General features: G+C 35.8%; 19 protein-coding genes. 7 read left to right on the top strand and 12 right to left on the bottom strand.

The genetic code is table 11. The features are described from left to right. Positions 1-167: 167 nt before the first annotated feature. From VB264_RS20565 to VB264_RS20550, 4 genes are all read right to left on the bottom strand, one after another. A complete protein-coding gene (locus tag VB264_RS20565) occupies positions 168-932 on the bottom strand; it encodes a phosphoglycerol geranylgeranyltransferase (protein ID WP_323252496.1) in 765 nt (254 codons plus the stop codon). After that, positions 910-1308, bottom strand: a complete 399-nt coding sequence (locus VB264_RS20560; protein ID WP_309922968.1) for a hypothetical protein — start codon at positions 1306-1308, stop codon at positions 910-912. Before VB264_RS20560 ends, VB264_RS20565 begins: the two co-directional genes overlap by 23 nt. A 139-nt stretch (positions 1309-1447) precedes the next feature. Beyond that, positions 1448-1801 carry a phage holin family protein gene (locus VB264_RS20555; protein ID WP_309922970.1) on the bottom strand — a complete coding sequence of 118 codons (354 nt, stop codon included), beginning with the start codon at positions 1799-1801 and terminating at the stop codon, positions 1448-1450. Between the two features lie 28 nt (positions 1802-1829). Next, positions 1830-3140 carry an Nramp family divalent metal transporter gene (locus tag VB264_RS20550; RefSeq protein ID WP_323252493.1) on the bottom strand — a complete coding sequence of 437 codons (1311 nt, stop codon included), beginning with the start codon at positions 3138-3140 and terminating at the stop codon, positions 1830-1832. 176 nt (positions 3141-3316) lie between these two features. On the opposite strand from VB264_RS20550, the gene VB264_RS20545 reads away from it, so the two are divergent. Then, on the top strand, positions 3317-3982 hold the full coding sequence (locus tag VB264_RS20545; protein WP_323252491.1) for a metal-dependent transcriptional regulator: 666 nt from the start codon (positions 3317-3319) through the stop codon (positions 3980-3982). Positions 3983-4409: 427 nt separating this feature from the next. Here VB264_RS20545 and eutC read toward each other — a convergent pair whose 3' ends face one another. Continuing rightward, the gene (eutC, locus tag VB264_RS20540; protein WP_323252489.1) at positions 4410-5174 is read right to left on the bottom strand and encodes an ethanolamine ammonia-lyase subunit EutC; all 765 of its coding nucleotides are present in this window, start codon (positions 5172-5174) and stop codon (positions 4410-4412) included. Then, positions 5174-6499 carry an ethanolamine ammonia-lyase subunit EutB gene (locus tag VB264_RS20535; protein WP_407654668.1) on the bottom strand — a complete coding sequence of 442 codons (1326 nt, stop codon included), beginning with the start codon at positions 6497-6499 and terminating at the stop codon, positions 5174-5176. The genes eutC and VB264_RS20535 overlap by 1 nt, the downstream gene beginning before the upstream one ends. A gap of 275 nt (positions 6500-6774) precedes the next feature. Between VB264_RS20535 and VB264_RS20530 the strand changes: the two genes are divergently transcribed. Beyond that, complete coding sequence (locus tag VB264_RS20530) at positions 6775-9585, top strand: M16 family metallopeptidase (RefSeq protein WP_323252485.1); 2811 nt, start codon at positions 6775-6777, stop codon at positions 9583-9585. A 127-nt stretch (positions 9586-9712) separates the two neighbouring features. On the opposite strand, the gene VB264_RS20525 is transcribed toward VB264_RS20530, so the two are convergent. Further along, complete coding sequence (locus VB264_RS20525) at positions 9713-11137, bottom strand: TlpA family protein disulfide reductase (protein ID WP_323252483.1); 1425 nt, start codon at positions 11135-11137, stop codon at positions 9713-9715. 232 nt (positions 11138-11369) lie between these two features. Between VB264_RS20525 and VB264_RS20520 the strand changes: the two genes are divergently transcribed. Continuing rightward, a complete protein-coding gene (locus tag VB264_RS20520; protein WP_323252480.1) occupies positions 11370-12908 on the top strand; it encodes a YifB family Mg chelatase-like AAA ATPase in 1539 nt (512 codons plus the stop codon). A 43-nt stretch (positions 12909-12951) separates the two neighbouring features. On the opposite strand, the gene VB264_RS20515 is transcribed toward VB264_RS20520, so the two are convergent. From VB264_RS20515 to VB264_RS20505, 3 genes are all read right to left on the bottom strand, one after another. Beyond that, complete coding sequence (locus VB264_RS20515; RefSeq protein ID WP_323252478.1) at positions 12952-13593, bottom strand: transposase; 642 nt, start codon at positions 13591-13593, stop codon at positions 12952-12954. A 95-nt stretch (positions 13594-13688) separates the two neighbouring features. Further along, entirely contained in the window at positions 13689-14468 is a 780-nt protein-coding gene (gene trpA, locus VB264_RS20510; protein ID WP_323252476.1) for a tryptophan synthase subunit alpha, read from the bottom strand. A gap of 235 nt (positions 14469-14703) precedes the next feature. Next, positions 14704-16065, bottom strand: a complete 1362-nt coding sequence (locus VB264_RS20505) for a UDP-N-acetylmuramate--L-alanine ligase (RefSeq protein ID WP_323252474.1) — start codon at positions 16063-16065, stop codon at positions 14704-14706. A 252-nt stretch (positions 16066-16317) separates the two neighbouring features. On the opposite strand from VB264_RS20505, the gene VB264_RS20500 reads away from it, so the two are divergent. The 3 genes from VB264_RS20500 (at position 16318) to VB264_RS20490 (ending at position 19997) form a co-directional block, all read left to right on the top strand. Then, positions 16318-17805, top strand: a complete 1488-nt coding sequence (locus VB264_RS20500; RefSeq protein WP_309923000.1) for a type III PLP-dependent enzyme domain-containing protein — start codon at positions 16318-16320, stop codon at positions 17803-17805. A 576-nt stretch (positions 17806-18381) separates the two neighbouring features. After that, entirely contained in the window at positions 18382-19044 is a 663-nt protein-coding gene (locus VB264_RS20495) for an HAD family hydrolase (RefSeq protein WP_323252473.1), read from the top strand. Between the two features lie 14 nt (positions 19045-19058). Then, the gene (locus VB264_RS20490; protein ID WP_323252471.1) at positions 19059-19997 is read left to right on the top strand and encodes a glycoside hydrolase family 43 protein; all 939 of its coding nucleotides are present in this window, start codon (positions 19059-19061) and stop codon (positions 19995-19997) included. A 155-nt stretch (positions 19998-20152) separates the two neighbouring features. Here VB264_RS20490 and VB264_RS20485 read toward each other — a convergent pair whose 3' ends face one another. Next, the gene (locus tag VB264_RS20485; RefSeq protein WP_323252469.1) at positions 20153-21295 is read right to left on the bottom strand and encodes a tetratricopeptide repeat protein; all 1143 of its coding nucleotides are present in this window, start codon (positions 21293-21295) and stop codon (positions 20153-20155) included. Positions 21296-21639: 344 nt separating this feature from the next. Between VB264_RS20485 and VB264_RS20480 the strand changes: the two genes are divergently transcribed. Then, entirely contained in the window at positions 21640-22026 is a 387-nt protein-coding gene (locus VB264_RS20480; protein ID WP_323252467.1) for a MerC domain-containing protein, read from the top strand. A gap of 73 nt (positions 22027-22099) precedes the next feature. Here the strand turns inward: VB264_RS20480 and VB264_RS20475 are convergent, their stop codons facing one another. Then, positions 22100-22705, bottom strand: coding sequence for a hypothetical protein (locus VB264_RS20475; RefSeq protein WP_323252465.1), 606 nt, complete (start codon positions 22703-22705; stop codon positions 22100-22102). Between the last annotated feature and the right edge of the window lie 6 nt (positions 22706-22711).

The following is a 22711-nucleotide window of genomic DNA, read 5'->3' as shown; positions in this document are numbered from 1 at the left end:
ATAAATAGTCTTTAAAACCAAGCGTTGAAGCCCTCATCTCTAGCGAGGGACTTAAGTCCCTCGCTAGAGATAATTACCTGATTATTAATAATTTACAAACTTATGGGTAATCAGTAGGACTTAAGTCCCTCTCTATGGATGGATTTTTGATTTTCAAACAGTCTTATTCAGGCAAGTAAATTCACTTCATTAAAGCCCCTTACAGTTTTAGCAATATCTTTGATTAATTCTATCCGTTCTTCAATGGCATTGCCAACCACGATGATATCTGCACCCGCCCTTAAAGCATCGTGCGCTTTTTTAGCAGTATTTATTCCTCCTCCTACGATGAGGGGGACATCAACAGATTGCTGTACTGCGGCAATCATTTCTGGTGAAACTGCATTGTAAGCGCCCGAACCTGCATCCATATAGATTAACTTCAAGCCTAACATTTCGCCTGCCATAGCCGTACACGCAGCAATGCTTGGTTTGTCATGCGGAATGGGTGTGGTATTAGAAATATACGAAACTGTAGTTTGGCGACCGCTATCAATAATCATGTAACCCGTCGGTAATACTTCTATGCCACTTCTTTTCAGAATAGGCGCAGAAATTACTTGTTGGCCTATTAGGTAATCAGGGTTTCTACCCGAAATTAAGGACAGGAATAATACACCATCTACTTTATTATTAAGGTGCAGGCTATTGCCAGGGAATAGTACCACAGGTATATCGCTGTTTGCCTTAATATCCGTAATTACCTTTTCCATGATAGAGCTAGTAATTAAACTACCGCCCACAAAAAAGAAATCTACTGCTTGCTCTTTACTTAAGCTTATTAAATGCGAAAAGCTGTCTTCATTGACTTTGTCGGGGTCAATCAAGACAGCAAATGCTTTTTTGCCTTGAGCCTTCAGCTCATAAAATTTATTGAGAAGATTTCTCTGCATAATTTTCTTTTAAAATCGAAAGGGCTTCTATGATTTTATCTTTAGCAATGGCCATTAAAAATGACAACATGTACCCTTTGATTGATGAAACAAGCCACGATTCTTTCGCTTTTTCTTTTTTTACAATAACAGGTAAATTACCGTTTTCTGATATTTTGGCAGATACTTTTTTTTCATTATCCGAGGTCAAATAGCTAAATAGTAAATAACTAGTAGCTAAAACACCACCAATAATAAGGGCTCTCGTACCTATACGGGTAGCTTCTGATTTAAGGTTGCTAACCTGTCCATCAATCGTTTCTTTATATGCTTTCGCTTCTAAATGTAATTGTCGCTTACGTTCAGAGATTTTTTTGGGGCTAACTGTTGGAAACATAATCTTTACGTTATTCTGTTATTGTCCGAGTAAATTCATTGCACAAATCGCTGACACAATAACTGTGTATGTATGTAAAACTATTCAAAAGTAATAAAAATTGCTTTTTTGAGTAAAAATTTAAAGAAAGAATTATCTTTTAATTTTCTTGAAAAGTGGATTGAGTTTCTACTTCAATACTTTCTGTAATTGTATCGGGTTTTAGTAGTTTTTTTCCAAGATAAAAAACAAACGTTATTACAATGGCTAGTAACACTGTAACTACTAGAAAACCAAGGTATTCGCTTTTGAAAACATGGTTTAAAAATAATGCCAAAGTAAGAAGGAAGAATAAGAGAAGCAATAAGCCAGATAATACAAGTATTGCTCCGATAATCAACTTTTTAATCGTTTCCTGAACTCTTTCTTCTACTTCAAGTTTCGCAATTTCTACATACGTTTGTACATACTTATAGATGTTGTCAATCAATCCGTTTGTCTCTGGTATCTTCATGGCTTAGTTAATTTTGCAATACAAATAACTAAAAAATAGTATCCCAAAGCAAATATCCGTTTAATACAATGATGATAATTGCTACTATCCAAGAGCAAATTTTCATCAATTTGGAATTAACAAATTCGCCCATTTGGGTTTTATCATTTGTGAAAAGAATCAGAGGTACTACTGCAAAACTAAGCTGTAATGATAATATCACTTGGCTAAGCACCAATAATTCTCCCGTTCCTCTTTCTCCATAAAGTATCGTTACTATCAAAGCAGGAATCACTGCTATTAAGCGTGTTATTAGTCTTCTCAGCCAAGGCTTTAATCTCAAATTCAAAAAGCCTTCCATCACGATTTGCCCTGCTAAAGTTCCCGTTAACGTAGAGTTTTGTCCAGAAGCCAATAACGCTACAGCAAAAAATATTCCAGCAAACTTTACGCCCAAAACAGGGTCGAGCAAGTGATAAGCATCGTTGATATCTGCCACATTTTGATTTCCTGTATGATGGAACGTAGCCGCAGAAATAATTAAAATAGCAGCGTTGATAAAGAATGCTATTGATAATGATAAGTTTGAGTCTATCGTCGCAAAAAATATTGCGGAGCGTTTACCTTCACTATTTTTTTCAAAATTTCTGGTTTGTACAATACTAGAATGTAGGTATAAATTATGAGGCATTACCGTAGCCCCCAAAATACCAATGGCCACGTACAACATTTCAGGATTAGTCAGTATTTCGGGCTTAGGTAAAATATTCCCAAAAATTTCTTTGATGGAAGGTTGAGATACAAATATCTCATACCCAAAACAACAAAAAATCATAAAGATTAATCCTGCCACAATAGATTCTAGTGTCCTAAAGCCCTTTCCTTGGAAATATAACAGTACCAAGACATCTAAAACGGTAATCACTACTCCTACTGTGAGCGGTAAGCCAAAAAGCAAATTAATGGCTATGGCAGAGCCTATGACTTCTGCTAAATCGCAAGCGGCAATAGCAATTTCACACAAAACCCATAATGTTATGGCAACAGGTTTTGAATACGCATGTCTACAGGCCTGTGCTAGGTCTCGTCCTGTGGCAATTCCTAATTTTAAGGATAGATGCTGTAGGAGCATCGCAAAAATATTAGAAATAAGGATTACCGAAATGAGTGTATAGCCAAATTTTGCACCTCCAGCAATATCTGTTGCCCAGTTTCCAGGGTCCATATAACCTACTGCAACCATTAAGCCTGGCCCCGTAAAAGCCCAAAGTTTTTTGTAAAAAGAACCAGTTTTAGGCACCTGTATTGAACCATATACTTCTGGTAACGACTGATTTATAATTGTATTCTTAAGGTCCATGCTGAATATTGTATTAAATTGTAAGGTATGTCTCAGATATATGATGTAAATTTATTTTTTGTCAACTACAATTCAAAATATTTTTTTAGATTAATCTAAAATTTATTTTTTCGCTTATTAAATAATATCTTTGTCATAGAAACAACTACTATTATTGCCTTCAAAGAATATTCGTCATGACTTCATTTACGGAAGAAAACTACCTTAAAATAATTTATAAGCTTTCTGCGGAAACTGGCAGTGAAGTCAGCACCAATGCTGTGGCAGAACTGACGCTTACAAAGGCGGCATCTGTTTCGGATATGCTTAGAAAACTTTCTGAAAAACAATTGGTTAATTACCAAAAATATCAAGGTGTGAGGCTGACAGAGTTGGGCGAGGCCGTGGCATTAAAGGTGATTAGGAAACACCGTTTATGGGAAGTTTTTTTAGTTGAGAAATTGGGCTTTAATTGGGATGAAGTACACGAAATTGCCGAGCAGTTAGAACATATTGATTCTGAAGAGTTGGTTGAAAGACTTGACGAATTTTTAGGCTTTCCAAAGTTTGATCCACACGGTGACCCAATTCCAGATACTTTCGGAGTGATGCCTGAATTACGCTATCAAAATCTGTCCGAAATTGCAGTCGGACAGCATGTTGTAATGGTTGGTGTGTCTGAACACTCTCCTACTTTTTTACAGTACTTGGCCAAGATAGGGTTAACCTTAGGTTGCCATATTGTCGTAAAAGAATTGAATGAATTTGATAAATCGCTATGTGTTAGTCTTGGCGAAGCCTCTAGTCTTTTCATCAGCCACGAAGTAGCCAAGAATCTGTTAGTAAAGAGTATCAAAAATTGATTTTGAAGTAAAAACATAAAAAAAACCTAATAACGCCGCCACGTTATTAGGTTAAAAAATCTGCGTTCTAAGAACACATTACAAAGATAGAAAAAATGGAGTTTAAGTCAAGCATTTTTAAAGAAATCCTTGTATAAACTTATAAAATATTACACGAACCAAGAATATTTCTTTATGAACTCCACGAATTTGTTTACGAAACGCCAAAATCTTTCTACTTAAATTTTATAAATTAGTTTTTTTGATAATTAATTGCTAGCAAGCAACTCATCTTTACAAAACTATTTTTAGATTTAATATTATATTTTCTTGTTTGTAATATTAACCTATGTTAATTCATTAAAACAATCATGTTTATCTCTTTTTTTATCCCTTATTACCCGTCATAATTCTAGCTCCTACGCACCCCATAAAAATACTCAATTTTTTAAAGTATTTTATAATTAGCCATCTCGTCTTTTAGCTGTACACCGCTTATTTTTTTCCCTTTTATTTCATTTAACAAATAAAAAATCTTTTCTGAGGCTAACACATAGTTTAATCCTTCTGGACGAATATTAGAGACACAATTTCTACTTTCGTCGGTCAGTCCCACTTGAGGTTGGTAAGTAATATAAGCGCCCATACTATCTGCCGAAGTAAGCCCTGGGCGTTCGCCAATTAAAATAACTACGATACTTGCCTTTAATAAAAATCCTATTTCATCAGCAATGGCTACTCTCCCTTGTTCAACGATACAAATCGGTGCAATCTTCCAATTATCCGCTTGAAGTTTCGGAAGTAATAACTGTAAAAAAGGGAAAGAATGTTCATTAATGGCTTTCGCCGAGAGTCCATCGGCAATGACAAAACAAATGTCAGCTTCAGAAGCATCTTTTTTACTCAACGTTTCTCTGGATATTTGGCTGATAGTTCTTCCTAAGTCGGGACGTTGAAGATATTGTGAACGAGACTTTACTTCACTTTGCAAGGATAGGACTTCTATCTTAAAATTTGACATAAAAGCCTCTTGCAAACTGCTTATCTGAATTTCAGAATAAACGGCATCTCTTGCTTGAGCATGGTCAGATTGAAATTTCAATAATTCAGCCGTTGGCAAACTATGCCCAGCTCGCCCACGTGCGATGCGGGCAGGTGTATAGTTTTGTAAAAATTGCCATTGGTCGGCAGATACTGTTCTATTTATTTCCATTATCCTTCAATAAATCCAGTTACACTGCTGATTAATTGCTTATTTCCTGATTTTAAGCTCATTTTTTCATCAAAAATATTCATTTTCATGAGCCAAGCTTCAAACTCTGGGGCAGGTCTTAAACCCAACAAATGTCGGATATAAAGCGCATCGTGAAAAGATGTACTTTGGTAATGCAACATCACATCGTCGGCACCGGGAACGCCCATGATAAAATTACAGCCTGCTGCCCCTAACAGGGTCAATAACGTATCCATATCGTCTTGGTCGGCTTCGGCATGATTGGTATAGCAAACATCTACACCCATGGGTAGCCCTAACAGTTTTCCACAAAAATGGTCTTCAAGTCCTGCCCGTATAATCTGTTTGCCATTATACAAATACTCAGGGCCAATAAAGCCTACTACCGTATTGACCAATAAAGGATTGAAATGCCTTGCTACTGCATACGCACGGGTTTCGCAAGTTTGCTGGTCTAAGCCATGATGAGCATTTGCCGAAAGCGAACTCCCCTGTCCTGTTTCAAAGTACATTAAATTATTGCCTACTGTACCTCGTTTCAAGGAAAGCCCAGCCTCATATCCTTCTTGCAAAATATTCAAGTTTACACCAAACGAAGTATTGGTTGCTTCAGTGCCTCCGATAGATTGAAAGACTAAATCGACAGGAGCATTTTGTTCTATCGCTTGAATGGTCGTAGTGATATGGCTAAGAATACAAGACTGCATCGGAATATCAAAGCGTTGACGAACACCATCCAGCATTTCGAGCAAGCGAATCACGGTTGGAACATTATCAGTAGCAGGATTGATGCCAATGACGGCATCGCCACTGCCATAAAAAAGTCCGTCAATCATACTGGCGGCAATGCCTTTAAAATCGTCAGTGGGATGATTGGGTTGTAATCGCGTTGAGAAATGTCCTTTTAGACCGATGGTATTTCTGAACTGCGTAATTACTTCACATTTTGAAGCAACGGTCACCAAGTCTTGAATACGCATTAATTTGCTAACTGCCGCTACCATCTCTGGCGTTAATCCTCTTTGTAAAGCTTGGAGCACCTTAGTGTCGGTAGTTTCTTCCAACAAAAAATTCCTAAAATCTCCTACGGTTAAATGACTGATTGGACTGAACGCTTTTATATCATGGGTATCAATGATTAACCGTGTAATTTCATCTTGTTCGTAAGGGACTAGGTGTTCAGTCAAAAACGTTTTTAGAGGCATCTCTGCTAAGGCCATTTGTGCTGCCACCCGTTCTTCAGCTGAATAGGCAGCAACACCTGCTAGTTCATCTCCAGAACGCAAAGGACTGGCCTTTGCCATCAAGGTTTTTAGGGTTGCAAAGTGATAAAGATGGTTTCGAATACAGGCTTGATACATAGGTTATCATTTTTAGCTTAGTCAATACAAAGAAACGTTTTTTTATCATTCACCCCATGATAATTTTTTTATATCAACCCCGTTATTCTACATAGGTAATGCTATCTTGCATTTTTATTAACTCAATCGAGTTTGTATTTATTATTTGTATAACCCCAAAATACAATAAACATTAAACAAGCACCCTCTCTAAGGGGTTAAGAGAGTCCTCTATTGCCATGAAAAAAGTTACTACCCTTATCGCTGTGGTAGCACTGAGTTTTATCTCGGGCTTTACAGTGATGGCTCAAGAAGATTTGAGTAAAAAGCTTCTTCCAATGGACCCAAAAGTAAAAGTTGGAGTTCTTCCAAACGGACTTAAGTATTATATCATGAAAAACGCTGAGCCTAAAAATAGAGCACAGTTGCGTTTGATGGTAAAAGCGGGTTCTGTATTGGAAAATGATGAGCAACAAGGCCTTGCTCACTTTATGGAACACATGAATTTTAATGGAACGAAAAACTTTCCGAAAAACGAGTTAGTTGATTTCCTGCAAAAATCTGGTGTCCGTTTTGGGGCAGATTTGAATGCTTACACAAGTTTTGATGAAACGGTGTATATGTTACCCGTTCCAACAGATTCGATAGAAGTATTCAAAAAGGGAATTCAAATTCTGGAAGACTGGGCTCATAACGCTACCTTAGACCCTACCGAAATTGATAAAGAAAGAGGAGTTGTATTAGAAGAATCTCGTACAGGCAAAGGAGCTCAGGCACGTATGCGTGATAAATTCTTCCCTATCATTTTAAACAATTCGCAATATGCCAAACGCTTGCCTATTGGTAAAGATGATATTCTAAAGAACTTCAAGTATGATGTGCTGAAACAATTTCATCAAGATTTCTATCGTCCAGATTTAGAAGCTGTGGCCGTAGTGGGTGATGTAGATGTAGCGATGGTAGAAAAAATGATTATCGAAAAATTTAGCGGTATTCAAAATCCTGCCAATGAAAAACCAAGAACAAAGTATAAAATTGACTTGAACGGTAGTACAGATGTAGCCATCATCACCGACCCTGAGCAACCTAATACGATTGTTCAGATTATGAATAAGCAGGAAAAACGCAAAGACGTTACTTATCAAGACCGTCGTGAAGGAATGCTTCGTTCATTGTTCAATCAAATGCTTTCTGGACGTATCCAAGAGCTTACGCAAAAAGCTGACCCTCCTTTCCAATATGGTTATGCAGGTTATAGCGGTTTTTTAGGTAACCTAGATGCTTTCAACACCGTGGTTGTAGCCAAAGGTGGTAACGTAGAAAAAGGCTTAAAAGCCATATTAGAAGAAGTAGCTCGTGCTAAGAAATTCGGCTTTAATGCTTCTGAATTACAAAGAGCCAAAACTCAGTACATGGTAGGTCAGGAACAGGCTTATAAAGAAAAAGATAAGACTGATTCGGAACAATTGGTAGAAGGATTAGTAGGCGCTTTCTTGGAAGATGAAAACCTCACTTCAACTGAATTTGGGTATGAGTTTACCAAGCAATATTTGGAAGGTATAAAACTAGAAGAAGTGAATGCGTTGGGTAATTTATTGATTACAGATACCAACCGTGCCGTAATTTTGATGGCTCCTGAAAAAGACAAAGCTACCTTGCCTACAGAAGCTCAAATCAGAGAATGGTTAAATTCTGCTGGAAAAGATGTGACAGCATATATTGACCAAACTGTCAACAAACCTTTGATTGCTAAATTGCCGACGGGCTCTAAAGTAATTGCTACTAAACTAATTCCAGAAGTGGGTTTAACTGAATATACTTTTGCGAATGGTGTAAAGGCTGTTTTGAAACCAACAGATTTTAAAAATGATGAGATTTTGATTGGTGGTTATAGCTTTGGCGGGTCGAATTTATATGGTGCCAAAGATGCTGATAATGCTCGCGTAGCTTCTGCTATTGCTTCTATTGGTGGCTTGGGGGATTTCTCTACAGTAAATCTCCGTAAAGCCTTAACAGGCAAAGTAGCGAGGGTTAGTCCATTTGTTTCAGGAACGACTGAAGGCATCTCAGGCTCTAGTAATCCTAAAGACTTAGAAACAGCATTGCAGTTATTGTATAGCTATTTTACCCAGCCTCGTTTTGATGCTGATGTAGTAAAAGGTTTCTTGGCAAATCAGCGTGATGCTTTGGCGAGTCAACAAAAAACTTTGACGCCCGAGAAAGTATATAGTGACTCTTTGACAGCGATTTTAAGTAACTACGCTCCTCGTAATTTACCAATGACGGTAGAAAGATTGGAGAAGATTGATGCTACTCGTGCTTTCCAGATTTATAAAGAACGCTTTGCAGATGCTTCTGACTTTACGTTTTTCTTTGTTGGAAATTTTAAAAATGAAGAAGTTAAACCTTTATTAGAAAAATATTTAGGAGGCTTACCATCAACTAAACGCAAGGAAACTTATAAAGATTTAGGTATTCGCCCACCAAAAGGAAAGGTTGAAAAAACACTTTATAAAGGTACAGAACCTAAAGCACGTGTAACATTGGTATGGTCTGGTGACTTTGATGGTACTGCCGAAAGCGAAACACAGGTTGAAGCTTTATCAGAAGTATTGGAAATCAAATTGATTGAGAAATTAAGAGAGGAAGAATCAGGAGTATATGGCGTAGGTGTAAGTGGCAGTACTGCTAAGATTCCTGCTAAACGTTATAATTTCCGAATTGCTTTTGGCTGTGCTCCTGAAAACGTAGAGAAGTTGGTAGCTCGTACGTTGGCTGAAATTGAAAAAGTAAAAGAAAAAGGTGCTGAACAAACAGACATCGATAAGTTTAAGGTAGAAACGAAGCGTCAGACGGAAACACAATTGCGTGACAATGGCTTTTGGATGGGTTATTTACAATCTCAGTATCAAGAAGGTGACGATGTAAAATACATCTTGAAGGAAGAAGAAGCCCTTAAAAAAGTAACTGTTGAAAGTACTAAGACGGCTGCTAAAAAATACTTTGGTGATAATGTCATTAAAGTAATTATGCTACCAGAGAAAAAGTAGTTTTTGAAGACTAAAAGATTGTGAGACGTGAGGACAAAGGAAGAAATTCTTTTGTCCTCATTTTTTTGTTTTAGTCAATTAACAACGTAATCTAAACTCCGACCACGCAATGAATCAATCCCTACTCTTAATCAGTTTTCACATCTTTCAAAAACAAATCTATTTGCCATCTTAATGCTGGAATATGAGGCTGGATTGCATTGACTGTTATAAGGTTGCCATTAGCATCAATAATTATATATCTTGGTATCCATAAAGGCATTTTTTCACCAATCCTACGGGTTAATAAAAATTGAATGAATTTATCTGACTGGCCTATCCAATAACTTCCTGAGCCTTCTTGAGATACTTCATAACGTTTAGATGCTTTTAACCACGCCTGTTTCTTTTTATCTATGGACAATGCTATAAAAGTGATGGGTTTTCCTTTGTAAAACTTAATATGTTCATTTAGGGGTTTCATTAGCATCAAACAAGGTGGACACCAACTTGCCCACATATCTATAAAAATCAGTTTCCCTTTGTTTTTATTGAGTAGTTCAGCCCATGTAATTGTACTTTTATCATCTTTTAGCAAGGTCTTTTTTAATACATAATCTGGATAAACGAAGTCCTTGTCATCTAATTTATCTTTTACATATTTTAAAAAGTATTCGTTTTTACAGAGGTTATAAAATGTAGCTACATTATCATAAAAATTAGCAGGGTTATATGGCTTGTTTATTCTAAGGATATAGGCCATCAAGAAATTTCGCTGATCGCCCTTGAAATTTCTAACAGCAGAATTGAATTGTACTTGGAAATCATTTTTACCATTCAAAGAATCTCTGCACAAAAATTGATTATAGGAAAATAATGCTCTTTTATATTCTACTCCCGCAACTGTTGTATCTAATCCAAAAATCTCGTGTTTAAACTTTGTCAAACTATCAGCGTACCATGTAGGGAAAAATTTCCATGATGTATTTCCATAAATGAAAGGTGATAGTAACTCTACCAAAGTAAAACATTTTATTTCTTGTTCTGTCGCTTGATAAAGTATAGTATTGGTGCTGTCCCTATACCTAGATAATACATTTAATTGTCGATGCATTTTGTTGAAAATACTTCCAATCAAAATTTCATATTCACTTTTTAATACATCCTGAACCTTATAGCCAGAATGTATTGCAAGTTCTAAGCCTACCTCCTTTTCTAAGGCCGTAAGAACACCAACCAATGAGTCTGGTTTATTTACACATTCATAGGATGTTTTATCGGCTCTTTCTTTAAAAATTAAACTATCGTTTGGAAAAAGTAAAAAAGGTGTCAGTTTCCTTTCCCAACCTATATAAACTTGAGTTGGATAGGATATATTAAAAGTAAAATTATTGGAACGACCTTTCCCAAGCGTTGTTGACATTTCTTCAAGTAGGTCATCATAATAGCGAACCTTATGATTCGAAGAGGTGTCTTGAATGATAACCTTTGTTGATTGCCCTACACAATCTGATAGACTTAAAATAGCAAGAATACAGGCAATAATTCCCTGACTGAAAAGAGTAGATTTCATTGTGTTAAATTTGGTAGATATTAATTAGATGTATTGTAAATATATTAAAAATAAATTGTAATAATTAGTAGCACGAGTTTTCAACTCGTGAAGGGACATCCCCACGAGTTGAAAACTCGTGCTACTAATCATTCATAATTATTACTTCATAACACAATCAAACAAAGTAAAACTATCTTATCTTTGTTTAGCTAATTATTTATTCAACTAAGTTCTATAAAAACCACATTCTATGCTTGCAAAAACCTTCGGTAGTGCCGTTCATGGTGTTGATGCTACCATTATCACTGTTGAAGTGAGCGAAGGCCAAGGACAAAACTTCTTTATTGTTGGGCTTCCAGACGGAGCAGTTAAAGAATCTACTCATCGAGTGGAATCTGCTATCAAACAAACAGATTTTTTCTTTCCTCGTACCAAAGTTGTTGTAAACCTTGCTCCTGCTGATATCCGTAAAGAAGGTTCTGCTTATGATTTACCCATTGCTTTAGGGATTATCCATGCTTCTGGACAAAGTAATTTAAAAAGCCTTGAAGACTACGTAATTATGGGCGAATTAGCCTTAGATGGTGCTTTACGACCTATCAAAGGAGTTTTACCCATTGCTATTGAAGCCCGAAAAAAAGGCTTGAAGGGATTCATTCTTCCTATTGAAAATGCTTCAGAAGCTTCTATTGTTAATAATTTAGACATCATCGGTGTCAATACGTTAAGAGAAGCTGTTGATTTTTTGAAGGGAACACTTCAGATAGAACCTTTGATTACTGATACACGCGATATTTTCTTTAACTCTCAGAACGACTACGATGCAGACTTTTCGCACGTGCAAGGACAAGAAAATATTAAAAGAGCCTTAGAAATAGCAGCAGCTGGTGGGCATAATGTTATCATGATTGGTCCTCCCGGCGCTGGCAAAACCATGTTGGCAAAAAGGATTCCTTCTATCCTTCCTCCGCTTTCATTACAAGAAGCCTTGGAAACTACTAAGATACATTCTGTAGCAGGGAAACTAGGCACGAAAGCTTCCTTAATTTCTACACGGCCTTATCGTTCACCACATCATACTATTTCAGATGCAGCCTTGGTTGGTGGAGGAGGAAACCCACAGCCTGGAGAAATTTCATTAGCCCATAATGGCGTATTGTTTTTGGATGAATTACCAGAATTTAAACGCTCGGCTTTGGAAGTAATGCGTCAGCCTTTAGAAGAGCGAAAAGTATCTATTTCTAGGGCAAGATGGGCAGTAGAATTCCCTTCAAGTTTTATGTTGATTGCTTCGATGAATCCTTGCCCTTGTGGTTATTATAATCACCCCGAAAAAGAATGCGTTTGTGGACCAGGTGTAGTCCAAAAATACCTAAACAAAATATCGGGACCATTATTAGATAGAATAGACCTTCATGTAGAGGTTACACCCGTGAAGTTTGAACAATTATCGTCTAACAGAAAATCTGAAAGTTCTGCTGATATTCGAGAGAGGGTAATTAAAGCGAGAGAAATACAAACTGTTCGTTTTAAAGACCATCCTGCCATTTATTGTAATGCCATGATGCCTTCGCAAATGGTAAAAGAAGTATGCGAAATTAATACTGCTGGCGTTGCTTTATTGAAAAAAGCGATGGAAAGGTTACAACTTTCGGCACGTGCTTACGACCGTATTTTAAGAGTAGCCCGTACAATATCCGACTTAGCAGGCTCAGAAGACATTCGTGCCGAACATCTAGCCGAAGCGATACAGTATAGAAGTTTGGATAGAGAGAATTGGGCGGGATGATAAAAGGCAACGACTGTAGTGTATATGTCGTCATTTGCTTTCATTACATAATATCATTGTAAATCTCTTTGATATAAGACCATTTCCAGTCTTTTTTCGCTTGGCATAAACCTGCTTTAACAGGATTATTTAATACATAATTCAAAATTCGATGAAGTTCATCTCTATTACGTACCAGTCTATCATAACTTTCTCTTTGCCAAAACTGGCTGGTACGTTCTAAAATTTTATTACATTTAAAAGCCGAATAACGTTTGACGGAATGCATAAAATCTTCTAAATAAAATGGGGTGTCAATTTCTGATTCATCAAATAAACGAACTACAATATGGACATGATTGGACATGATACAATACGCATATAATTCTATCTTTTTATTATCCCAAAAATGTAAAGAGTCTGCGACTATTTGAGCCATAGCATGACTTTTTAGATAATGATTCCCCCCTTTATAAGTATCATAAAAGGTATCTCGTTTAGCAAAGTCTAGTCTTCCTAGTTTATCTAAATCCTCTTCATAATTTTTGGGAAATTGAATAATATTAGCTTTTGCCCTAGCATATTCTTCTTTCCATTGTTCTAATACTGATTGAGGTATACTCCCATAGAGATTGTAGGTAACGAAGTATGTTCCACCAAGAGGTTGTAAATGAGGTAGACTTCTTCTATAGAACTGTTTTTTCATATTCTTTGAGTAGAACTGTATCTGTAGCACGAGTTTCCAACTCGTGCACAAAATACTATAAAGTGCACGAGTTGAAAACTCGTGCTACAGAATTGTTATAAACCCTTCACCATTTTCACAAAGGCTTTGGTATCACTATCTAAATCTGTTGAATTACTTAGCATTTTAATAAAAGCACTACCTATAATAGCTCCTGCAGCGTGAGAAGAAGCCTTTTTAAAGGTTTCATTATCCGAAATACCAAACCCAATCAATCGTGGGTTATTTAAATTCATATTGTTTACCCGTTCAAAATACTCTTCTTGGACATCCGAAATGCCTGATTTTGCACCTGTAGTACTTGCCGACGAAACCATATAGATAAAACCGTGTGATACTTCGTCGATATGTCTGATTCTACTTTCGCTAGTTTGTGGCGTAATCAAGAAGATATTCAGAATACCATATTTATCAAAAATAGCTTTGTATTCTTCTTCATACACACTAGCAGGCATATCTGGCAAAATCAAGCCATCAACACCTACTTCTTGGCATTTTTGGCAAAAAGCTTCTACGCCAAACTGTAACACAGGATTGACATAACCCATTAATAAGATGGGTACAGTAATCCCTTCCTGACGGATACCGGCTAGTTGTTCAAACAAAAGCTTTACAGTCATTCCATTGTCGAGCGATACTTGGTTAGCTTGTTGAATAGTTTCGCCATCTGCCACAGGGTCTGAATAAGGCATCCCTATTTCTACTAAGTCCGCTCCGCTTTCTTGTAATGATTTCAAAATCAATTTAGTATCGTTGATTTTCGGAAAGCCTGCTGTAAAATAAACGTTAAGTAAATTATTCTTTTTTACTGAAAAAAGTGCTGAAATACGGTTCATGATATGGTTTACCTCCCCCCCTCTCCTTTAGCGTAGGATTATTAAGTTCTTGTGTTATCTACCCTATTTGAGAAAATACTATGTAAAAAATGAAATAATATTTTCTTAAAACGTGTGTTTTGATAATATAATTTTGAAAATCATTTACTATTAGCGGGTGACTTAAGTCACCCGCTAATAGTAAATGATTAGAACTTAATAACTATCCTTCAGAGATGAAATGAGGTGTTATTTTTTATTTTAAAATTCCTTGAGATAATTCTTTAAAATCAAGTCCATCGAAAGTCCCTGATGACATCATTAACAAATTACTGTTACGCCATCGCTCTGATAATAGGAAGTCGTTGAGGGAAGCATTATCTGTGAAAACTAATAAATTAGGGTTATTGAAATGGGTTTTAATATCCTCTGGCATAATAGCTGGTAGTTTTTTATGTGCTAGCGTTTTCGGGCTAAAATACACGATGGCAACATCTGCCGCATTCAATTTGTTGGCATATTCTCCTAAAAAATCTTTGTTCAAACTACTAAAAGTATGTAGTTCTAAACAGGCTACCAATTTACGATGAGGAAATTGTGCTTTTACGGCCTTGGTCGTTGCTTCTACTTTTGACGGCGCATGAGCAAAATCTTTATAGATAATCGTTTCCGAATTTTCAGCGACCAATTCTAAGCGTTTGGCAGCACCTTTGAAAGACGGAATAGCTTGATAAAATTCATCCTCTTCAATACCAATCTGTGAAAGCACTAACTTAGCTCCATTCAAATTTTTAAGGTTATGCTCTCCGAATACTTCAATGGCTAACTCTTTTTTATCGGGCAAAATCAACAATGTTTTGCCGTCTTTTACTTTGTGTGGATGGGCTTTATAAGGAAACTTCTTAACGCTTTCGTATTCTTTTTCTCCAATTTTATTGACCAACTTATCTGTTTCATCATAAATAAAACTACCTGCCTTGGGAAGCAAGTCTGCTAGTAATTCAAATTGATGTACATAATCGTTAAAATCTGGATAGACATTGATGTGGTCCCAAGCAATACCCGACATTAATACTACATGGGGGTGATAATGCAAAAATTTAGGCTGACGGTCGATAGGTGACGATAAGTATTCATCGCCCTCAATCACAATCACAGGTGCATCCGAAAGGCTTGCCATCGTATCAAAACCTTCTATTCTCGCACCTACCATATAGTCGAATTTGCGATGATGGTATTTCAGTACGTGCAATATCATCGAAGTAATGGTCGTTTTTCCATGACTCCCCGCAATAACTACTCTTTGTTTATGTAAACTTTGGCTATAAATAAATTCAGGATACGAATAAATTTTTATGCCTAATTCTTGGGCTTTAGCTAATTCTGGATTATCTGCCCGAGCGTGCATTCCTAAAATTACACAGTCTAAATCTCTCGTAATTTTATCAGGAAACCAGCCTATCTCGGCAGGAAGCAAACCTTTTTCCCCCAACAGGGTTCGCGAAGGCTCATAGATTTCATCATCCGAACCCGTAATATGATAGCCTTTATTATGTAAATCAATGGCTAAATTGTGCATCGCTGCACCTCCGATAGCAATAAAATGTATTTTTTTCATGAAACCTGTTTACGGAAAGTACTCCCCGTAGAAACTAATTCTAAAAACGGAACGTTAAATATAGAATAAATCCAATTTTTATGCTTGCAAAGGTCATACTTTTATTGCACTTTTGCACGCTTTTTATGTAGCAGTTTCGTTAATAGTAAACAACAAAAATTTACCTTTACTAAAAAAAACTTCTGAGATTAAGTTTCACGAAGATATAAGTATTTTTAATCAAAACCCCGCATTTATGCTTTTCGCAGTAGGATGAAAAATTACATTGACCTAATTGACCAAACCATTGAATTCCCAACCTTGGAATTCAACATTGACCAAGACAATGAACTTTTGTTCAATAATGTTCCACTTATGGACATTATCCAGCAATATGGTACACCCTTGAAAATTACGTACTTACCCAAAGTTGGCGAGCATATCGAAAATGCCAAAAGGATGTTTAAGAACGCCATCAAAAAGTACAACTATAAGGGAAATTATACTTATTGTTATTGTACAAAATCATCCCATTTTAAGTTTATTGTCGAGGAGGTTCTGAGTCACAATGTGCACCTCGAAACATCTTCTGCTTTCGACATTTCACTTATTCGTGATTTGTACAGAGAAAATAAGATTTCTAAGTCAACTTATATTCTTTGCAACGGATACAAGCTACCTCTTTATACGCAGTATATCAGCGAGTTAATTAACGAAGGCTTTAATTGTATTCCAATTTTAGACAATCTTAAAGAGATTGACTTTTACGACAAATTTGTAACGACTGAAACCGTAAATTTGGGTATCAGAATCGCAACGGATGAGGAACCAGACTTTGCTTTTTATACTTCTCGTTTGGGTTTACGCTATTCAGATGTAATGGAATTGTACAAAAACAAAATCCAAAATAGCGAGCGTTATAAATTAAAAATGTTACATTTCTTCATCAATACAGGTATTAAAGATAGTGCCTATTATTGGTCTGAATTGAGCCGTTTTATCTATAAATATTGCGAACTAAAAAAGGTTTGTCCTGAACTAGATTCTATCGATTTAGGGGGTGGTTTACCTATCCAAACTTCGTTACAATTCAACTACGATTATCAGGCGATGATTGATGAAATTGTAGAGTCTATCTCATGGATTTGTAATAAAAGTAACGTACCCGTACCAAACTTATTTACTGAATTTGGTTCTTATACTGTAGGTGAAAGTGGTGCTGTTTTATACGAAATCATCGACCAGAAGCTACAAAATGATAAAGAATTATGGTACATGATTAATGGTTCTTTTATTACGCAATTGCCAGATTCTTGGGGTATGAACCAAAAATACATCATGTTGCCTGTGAATAACTGGGGAAGTCCATACCAAAAAGTAAATTTAGGTGGACTTACTTGTGACTCGATGGATTTTTATAATACCGAAGCCCATAGTTCAGATTTGTATTTACCAATCTTTGAAGAAGGACAAGAACGCCAGTTTGTTGGGTTCTTCCATACGGGTGCTTATCAGGAATCTTTGGGGGGCTATGGTGGTATCCAACACTGTTTGATTCCAGCACCAAAGCACGTAATTGTAGACCGCCTAGAAAACGGAACCATTACTACTCGCCTCTTTGCTGACGAACAAGGTAAAGAAGGTATGATGACAATCTTGGGCTATGGCGAAAAAGCTAATGCAGAAGGAGAAGAAAAAGTTTTTATTCTTAGCCAAGATGAATTGACATTGGCCGAAAACCTTTCGATGGTTGAACAGTAGCTTTCTAAGTGATGAGTTTTGAATGTGGAATGAGGAGTTCTTTCTTATAGTAATTTCAAATTCATACAAGACAAAAATCTCTAACGAGGGAATTAATTCCCTCGTTAGGAATAACAAAGATTGGGGTTGGGTTCAAATCCGTAATCTGATGACCGAAATCCGATTACCATACTCAATCCTTTGAAAATTAATCATTTGCGAAACAATATTTATTCTTTTTTTTCGTAATTTAACGTAAGAGTACCTTTATGTACCACTTACATTCAAATATTAATCATGAAAAAAGCTACTATTATTATTGGTTTTATGGCAGTTTTGTCTTTAGCATCATGTGCAAGGAAAAATAATTGCCCCGCATATGGAAGCACAAGTATTGATAAACCAACTTATAAAGGACGAAATTAATACTTTCCGCTAACGCATTTGAAGCAACAGTAGAGGTTAATCTCTTTACTGTTGCTTTTTCATTTATTGAAACTTTGCTCAACTCAATAAATCGTGTTAAGTTTACACGATTTATTTTTTCATAAGGTTTTCCCTTCCAAAAACATTATAATTTACTGTAAAACAATACGTATGCAAGCATTCATTTTTGATATGGACGGCACAATGGTGGACAATATGATGGTACACCACCGTGCATGGCAACTAAAATTAAAGGAATTAGGACTTGATCTAACGCTTGAAGAAGTAAAAGAACGTTGTCATGGAAAGAACGAAGAAATCATAGAAAGACTCTTCCCTCATAGATTTACAACTGAAGAACGCTATCAAGTATCTTTTGAAAAAGAAGAACATTATCGTAAAGTATTCAAAGATGAGTTGAAATTGATAGACGGACTTGCGAATTTCTTAGAAGAAGCAAAGGCTGCTAACATTCCTATGGGTATTGGTAGTGCTGCTCCTGCCGAAAACGTCGATTTTGTATTAGATAATTTAGGTATTCGTCATTACTTCTCGTCAGTAATCCATTCTGGTTTAGTAGATAAAGGCAAGCCAGACCCCGAAGTTTTTGAAAAAGTAGCAAAAGAGTTAGGCATTTTACTAGATAAAAGCCTCGTATTTGAAGATTCGCCAACAGGTGCTAAAACTTCTGAAAATGCTGGTTGTACAACAATTATACTAACAACAACGCATGATGAAGCTGAATTTGAACAGTTTTCGAACATTAAATTATTTTTGAAAGATTACCAAAACCTCACGATTGAACAAGTAAAAAATCTTTTTAACAACCTTTAGCATTATTACCTCACATGAAAAAAAGTTTCTTTTTATTAGTACTCCTTTTTACAATTGTTTATTCAAAAACACAAGCTCAAGACAAACTTTTGCTGTTCTCTTACTTTGTGGATAACGGCCAAGATGGACTACATTTTGCGGCAAGTACAGATGGTTTAACATGGAAGACCCTAAAAGCTGGTAAATCGTTCTTAAAACCAAACGTTGGCAAAGATAAATTAATGCGTGACCCATGTATCATTCAAGGGGCTGATGGCGAATTTAAAATGGTTTGGACTAGTGGTTGGAACGATAGAATTATTGGCTACGCTTCGTCTAAAGACTTAATCAACTGGTCTGAACAACAAGCCATTCCAGTAATGGAACATGAGCCAACTGCCAAAAACTCTTGGGCTCCAGAGGTTTTTTATGATGATAAAACTAAGAATTATTTGATTTTTTGGGCAACTACTATCCCAGGAAGACATTCAGAAATTGGAGAAACTGAGCGTGAAAAAGGCTTAAATCACCGTATTTACTATGTAAAAACACGTGATTTCAAGACTTTTAGCGAAACTAAGTTATTTTTTAACCCTACTTTTAGTGCCATTGACGCTACTATTCTGAAAGATGGTAAATGGTATTATATGTTTGTGAAAAACGAAAATCCTAAGCCAGCAGAAAAGAATATCAGGATTACACGTTCTAAAAAAGCTGAAGGGCCATATCCTACCGAGGTATCAGCACCCATCACTGGAAAATATTGGGCAGAAGGACCTACAAGTGTAAAAATCGGTGAATATACTTATGTATATTTTGATAAATATACTGAGCATAAGTATGGTGCTATCCGTTCTAAAGATTACAAGACTTGGGAGGATGTTTCTGACCAAATGACTTTCCCTAAAGGGCTTCGTCATGGAACAATCGTTGAAGTATCAAAAGCTGTTTTTGAGAAATTACAAGCTGAGTAAATTTTCAGTCAAAGTATTTGACTTATACAGACTACTCACAACATTATAAACATCTAGTAATCAAACCCTTATCCATATCCATAGCGAGGGACTTAAGTTCCTCGCTATGGATATGGATAAGGGTTTGATTACCTCCGTAGTGATAAATCCTATCTTTACGGTTTAGCTTTCACAATATTAACTGCTTCCAATTCTTTAATTCTCTCGGTAGCTAAAGAAATATAATCGTTATTCTTTTTGTTTTTAGATACCATATACTGCTTATACAGTTTCAGAACTTTCGACTTATCAGTTGATTTCCAGTCATTTACTCGCGCTATCAAATATAAATAATCTGCCTTTCCAGAATATTCCAATGCTTTTTGATAAGCTTCTAGTGCATTGTTGTATCTAGCATTCTTCTCATCAATAAAGCCAATTCGTTCATAGTACTTTGGTAAATCATCTGACAATCCTGCATTAATTGCTTGTTGAAAATATTGAATGGCTAAATCTTCTTTTTTCAGTTTAGTATAACATAAGCCAAGATAAAAGAAAGCAGGCTCCGACTCCATCTCTACTTTCAATACTCGTTCAAAACAAGCTATTGTTTGCGGAATGCTATCCAGATAAAAATAAGCATATCCTAACAGTTGCTGATACCCAACAGAAGAATCACCTAAAGCCATTGCTTTTTTGATGGAAGATACAACAGGCTTAAATTTGTTTTCTCGATAATTTACTCTGGCATTCAACTGCCAAAGGGCAATATAAGTTGAATCTAAAAGAAGACCTTTTTTGATTAATACTTTGGCTTCTGACAAGCTATCGGTTTTTACAAAAAGTTTTCCTAGTTCTGCAATACTTTCAGCATCTGACGGACTAATAGAAATAGCCTTCTTGAAATATATTTTGGCAAGAGAATCTTCTGTTAGCTTTAAACAAAGCATCGCATAGCTTTTATAAACAAATGCATTAGTAGAATCTATATTAAGTAAAGACTGATAGCTTTTCTTGGCTTGGTATAATTTATTTGTTTTTTCGTAGAGATTTGCCAAGCTAATCATCGCCAAAGTATTGTTGGGTTCTTGGTCTAAAATAGCCTGATAATTTTCTATGGCTTCTTTTAACCTACCAACCTTTACCTGACAAAAAGCCAAGTCTAAACGACAAGCAAGTGATGAACAGTTTTTTAAGCTTATAATTGCTTTTTCAAATTGATATTGGCGAATCAAGTTTTGGCTCTCTATTTCGGCTTGAGCCAAAACAGTACTCAAATTTATCACCATTAATAATAATACTAAGTAGCATGTCTTCATATTCATCTTTTAAAAACATAGTTATACAACTATAAATATAGTTTATAGTTTTGTCTTTTCAAAGAGAAAACTAAATTTTAAGTTGGTTTTTATCCTAATTTTTCATTCATTAAATCAAAAAATAGAAAGTCAGATTAATTATCATAAACTGCTGAATTTCAATATATTATAATAATATACACTTTAATTAAAGCTTCTGAGAAATTGATAAAATAAAAATGATGGATATTGGTACACAAATTTTACATTCTCATTCGCTTATTTCTTACCCTAAAAAGAAAAAAGAGCCCGTTTTTATTTGCAATAACGTTGCATTGTATTACTTTTGCAACATGATTACAACAATGGAACATACACATCGTCATACTTTAAAAATAGAGAAGGTTGGTTTTTACCTTTCTATCCTTTGTGCGATACATTGCATAGCTACTCCTTTATTAATTACACTGATTCCGTTTTTGGGTGGAAGCCTATTGGCTGACCATACTTGGGAACTATGGTTTATTGGTGGGAGCCTTGTTCTAGCAAATATTATCTTGATGATAGATTATAAAAAACATTTGAATGCTATTCCACTTTTGCTTCTAATGTTAAGTTTACTGATAAAGCTTAGTGAAATAGTTTGGTTTGCCGACAAATACGAACTTATCACTGGTGGCTTGGGCGGTTTATTAATTGCTTCTGCTTATTACATCAACTGGAAAGCTAAAGAAAAATCTTGTGACTGTTGATTTTAGAATATCTCAAAAAAAATCCCTTTCAGTTTAACACTGAAAGGGATTTTTTTTGAGAAGATTATTGAACTTAGAAATTCACGCCAAACCTTACTGCCATTCTATTTAATTCATATTCTTTTGTTCTGCTAGAAGGGTAATCATCCGTACCTGTATTGGTAGTTGTAGTAAAAGCATTATGCTTATACCCGATACTCAATACAAAGTTTGCTTGCCCGCCCGTTGGAATCAGTAATCCTAGTACTGGACTAATAGCCAAACCTCCTTTAGCAGTTTGGTTATCGGATGAATCGTCATTGAGCCACGTAAAACCATATCCAGCATCAACGCCAATGTATGGTTTTACTTTTTTAGATGCAGTTTTTCCATAAGTATTTCTTATTCCTAACGATACAGGAACAATCTGCATAGCATGAAACCAGTCTACCCCAACCGTAACTCCTACTGAAAGTTTATCCGAAATTTTATATCCATTGTACGATTGAATAGTAAAATTAGTTCGTCCCTCAACGGGAGTAGAATAAGACATCTGTGTAATTTGATATGACTTACCAAACAACCCTCCTATTTCTGTATAGTTTACGTATTTATCTTTCAAGAAACTTTTGCTCTCTTTTTCTTGTGTATAAGCCACAGAAAAGATGAGGCAACCTATTATTGTTAGTATACTTTTCATGTTCTT

The organism is Arcicella aquatica, assembly GCF_034928825.1.
Classification (GTDB): domain Bacteria; phylum Bacteroidota; class Bacteroidia; order Cytophagales; family Spirosomataceae; genus Arcicella; species Arcicella aquatica.
Note: the sequence above shows the minus strand (reverse complement) of the source record. Positions and strands in the feature narration are given on the sequence as shown.

Bases quoted from the DNA above. Each gene is read 5' to 3' on its own strand.
- VB264_RS20565 (WP_323252496.1), bottom strand. From the start codon at position 932: ATGCAGAGAAATCTTCTCAATAAATTTTATGAGCTGAAGGCTCAAGGC.
- VB264_RS20560 (WP_309922968.1), bottom strand. From the start codon at position 1,308: ATGTTTCCAACAGTTAGCCCCAAAAAAATCTCTGAACGTAAGCGACAA.
- VB264_RS20555 (WP_309922970.1), bottom strand. From the start codon at position 1,801: ATGAAGATACCAGAGACAAACGGATTGATTGACAACATCTATAAGTAT.
- VB264_RS20550 (WP_323252493.1), bottom strand. From the start codon at position 3,140: ATGGACCTTAAGAATACAATTATAAATCAGTCGTTACCAGAAGTATAT.
- VB264_RS20545 (WP_323252491.1), top strand. From the start codon at position 3,317: ATGACTTCATTTACGGAAGAAAACTACCTTAAAATAATTTATAAGCTT.
- eutC (WP_323252489.1), bottom strand. From the start codon at position 5,174: ATGGAAATAAATAGAACAGTATCTGCCGACCAATGGCAATTTTTACAA.
- VB264_RS20535 (WP_407654668.1), bottom strand. From the start codon at position 6,499: ATGGCAAAGGCCAGTCCTTTGCGTTCTGGAGATGAACTAGCAGGTGTT.
- VB264_RS20530 (WP_323252485.1), top strand. From the start codon at position 6,775: ATGAAAAAAGTTACTACCCTTATCGCTGTGGTAGCACTGAGTTTTATC.
- VB264_RS20525 (WP_323252483.1), bottom strand. From the start codon at position 11,137: ATGAAATCTACTCTTTTCAGTCAGGGAATTATTGCCTGTATTCTTGCT.
- VB264_RS20520 (WP_323252480.1), top strand. From the start codon at position 11,370: ATGCTTGCAAAAACCTTCGGTAGTGCCGTTCATGGTGTTGATGCTACC.
- VB264_RS20515 (WP_323252478.1), bottom strand. From the start codon at position 13,593: ATGAAAAAACAGTTCTATAGAAGAAGTCTACCTCATTTACAACCTCTT.
- trpA (WP_323252476.1), bottom strand. From the start codon at position 14,468: ATGAACCGTATTTCAGCACTTTTTTCAGTAAAAAAGAATAATTTACTT.
- VB264_RS20505 (WP_323252474.1), bottom strand. From the start codon at position 16,065: ATGAAAAAAATACATTTTATTGCTATCGGAGGTGCAGCGATGCACAAT.
- VB264_RS20500 (WP_309923000.1), top strand. From the start codon at position 16,318: ATGAAAAATTACATTGACCTAATTGACCAAACCATTGAATTCCCAACC.
- VB264_RS20495 (WP_323252473.1), top strand. From the start codon at position 18,382: ATGCAAGCATTCATTTTTGATATGGACGGCACAATGGTGGACAATATG.
- VB264_RS20490 (WP_323252471.1), top strand. From the start codon at position 19,059: ATGAAAAAAAGTTTCTTTTTATTAGTACTCCTTTTTACAATTGTTTAT.
- VB264_RS20485 (WP_323252469.1), bottom strand. From the start codon at position 21,295: ATGAAGACATGCTACTTAGTATTATTATTAATGGTGATAAATTTGAGT.
- VB264_RS20480 (WP_323252467.1), top strand. From the start codon at position 21,640: ATGGAACATACACATCGTCATACTTTAAAAATAGAGAAGGTTGGTTTT.
- VB264_RS20475 (WP_323252465.1), bottom strand. From the start codon at position 22,705: ATGAAAAGTATACTAACAATAATAGGTTGCCTCATCTTTTCTGTGGCT.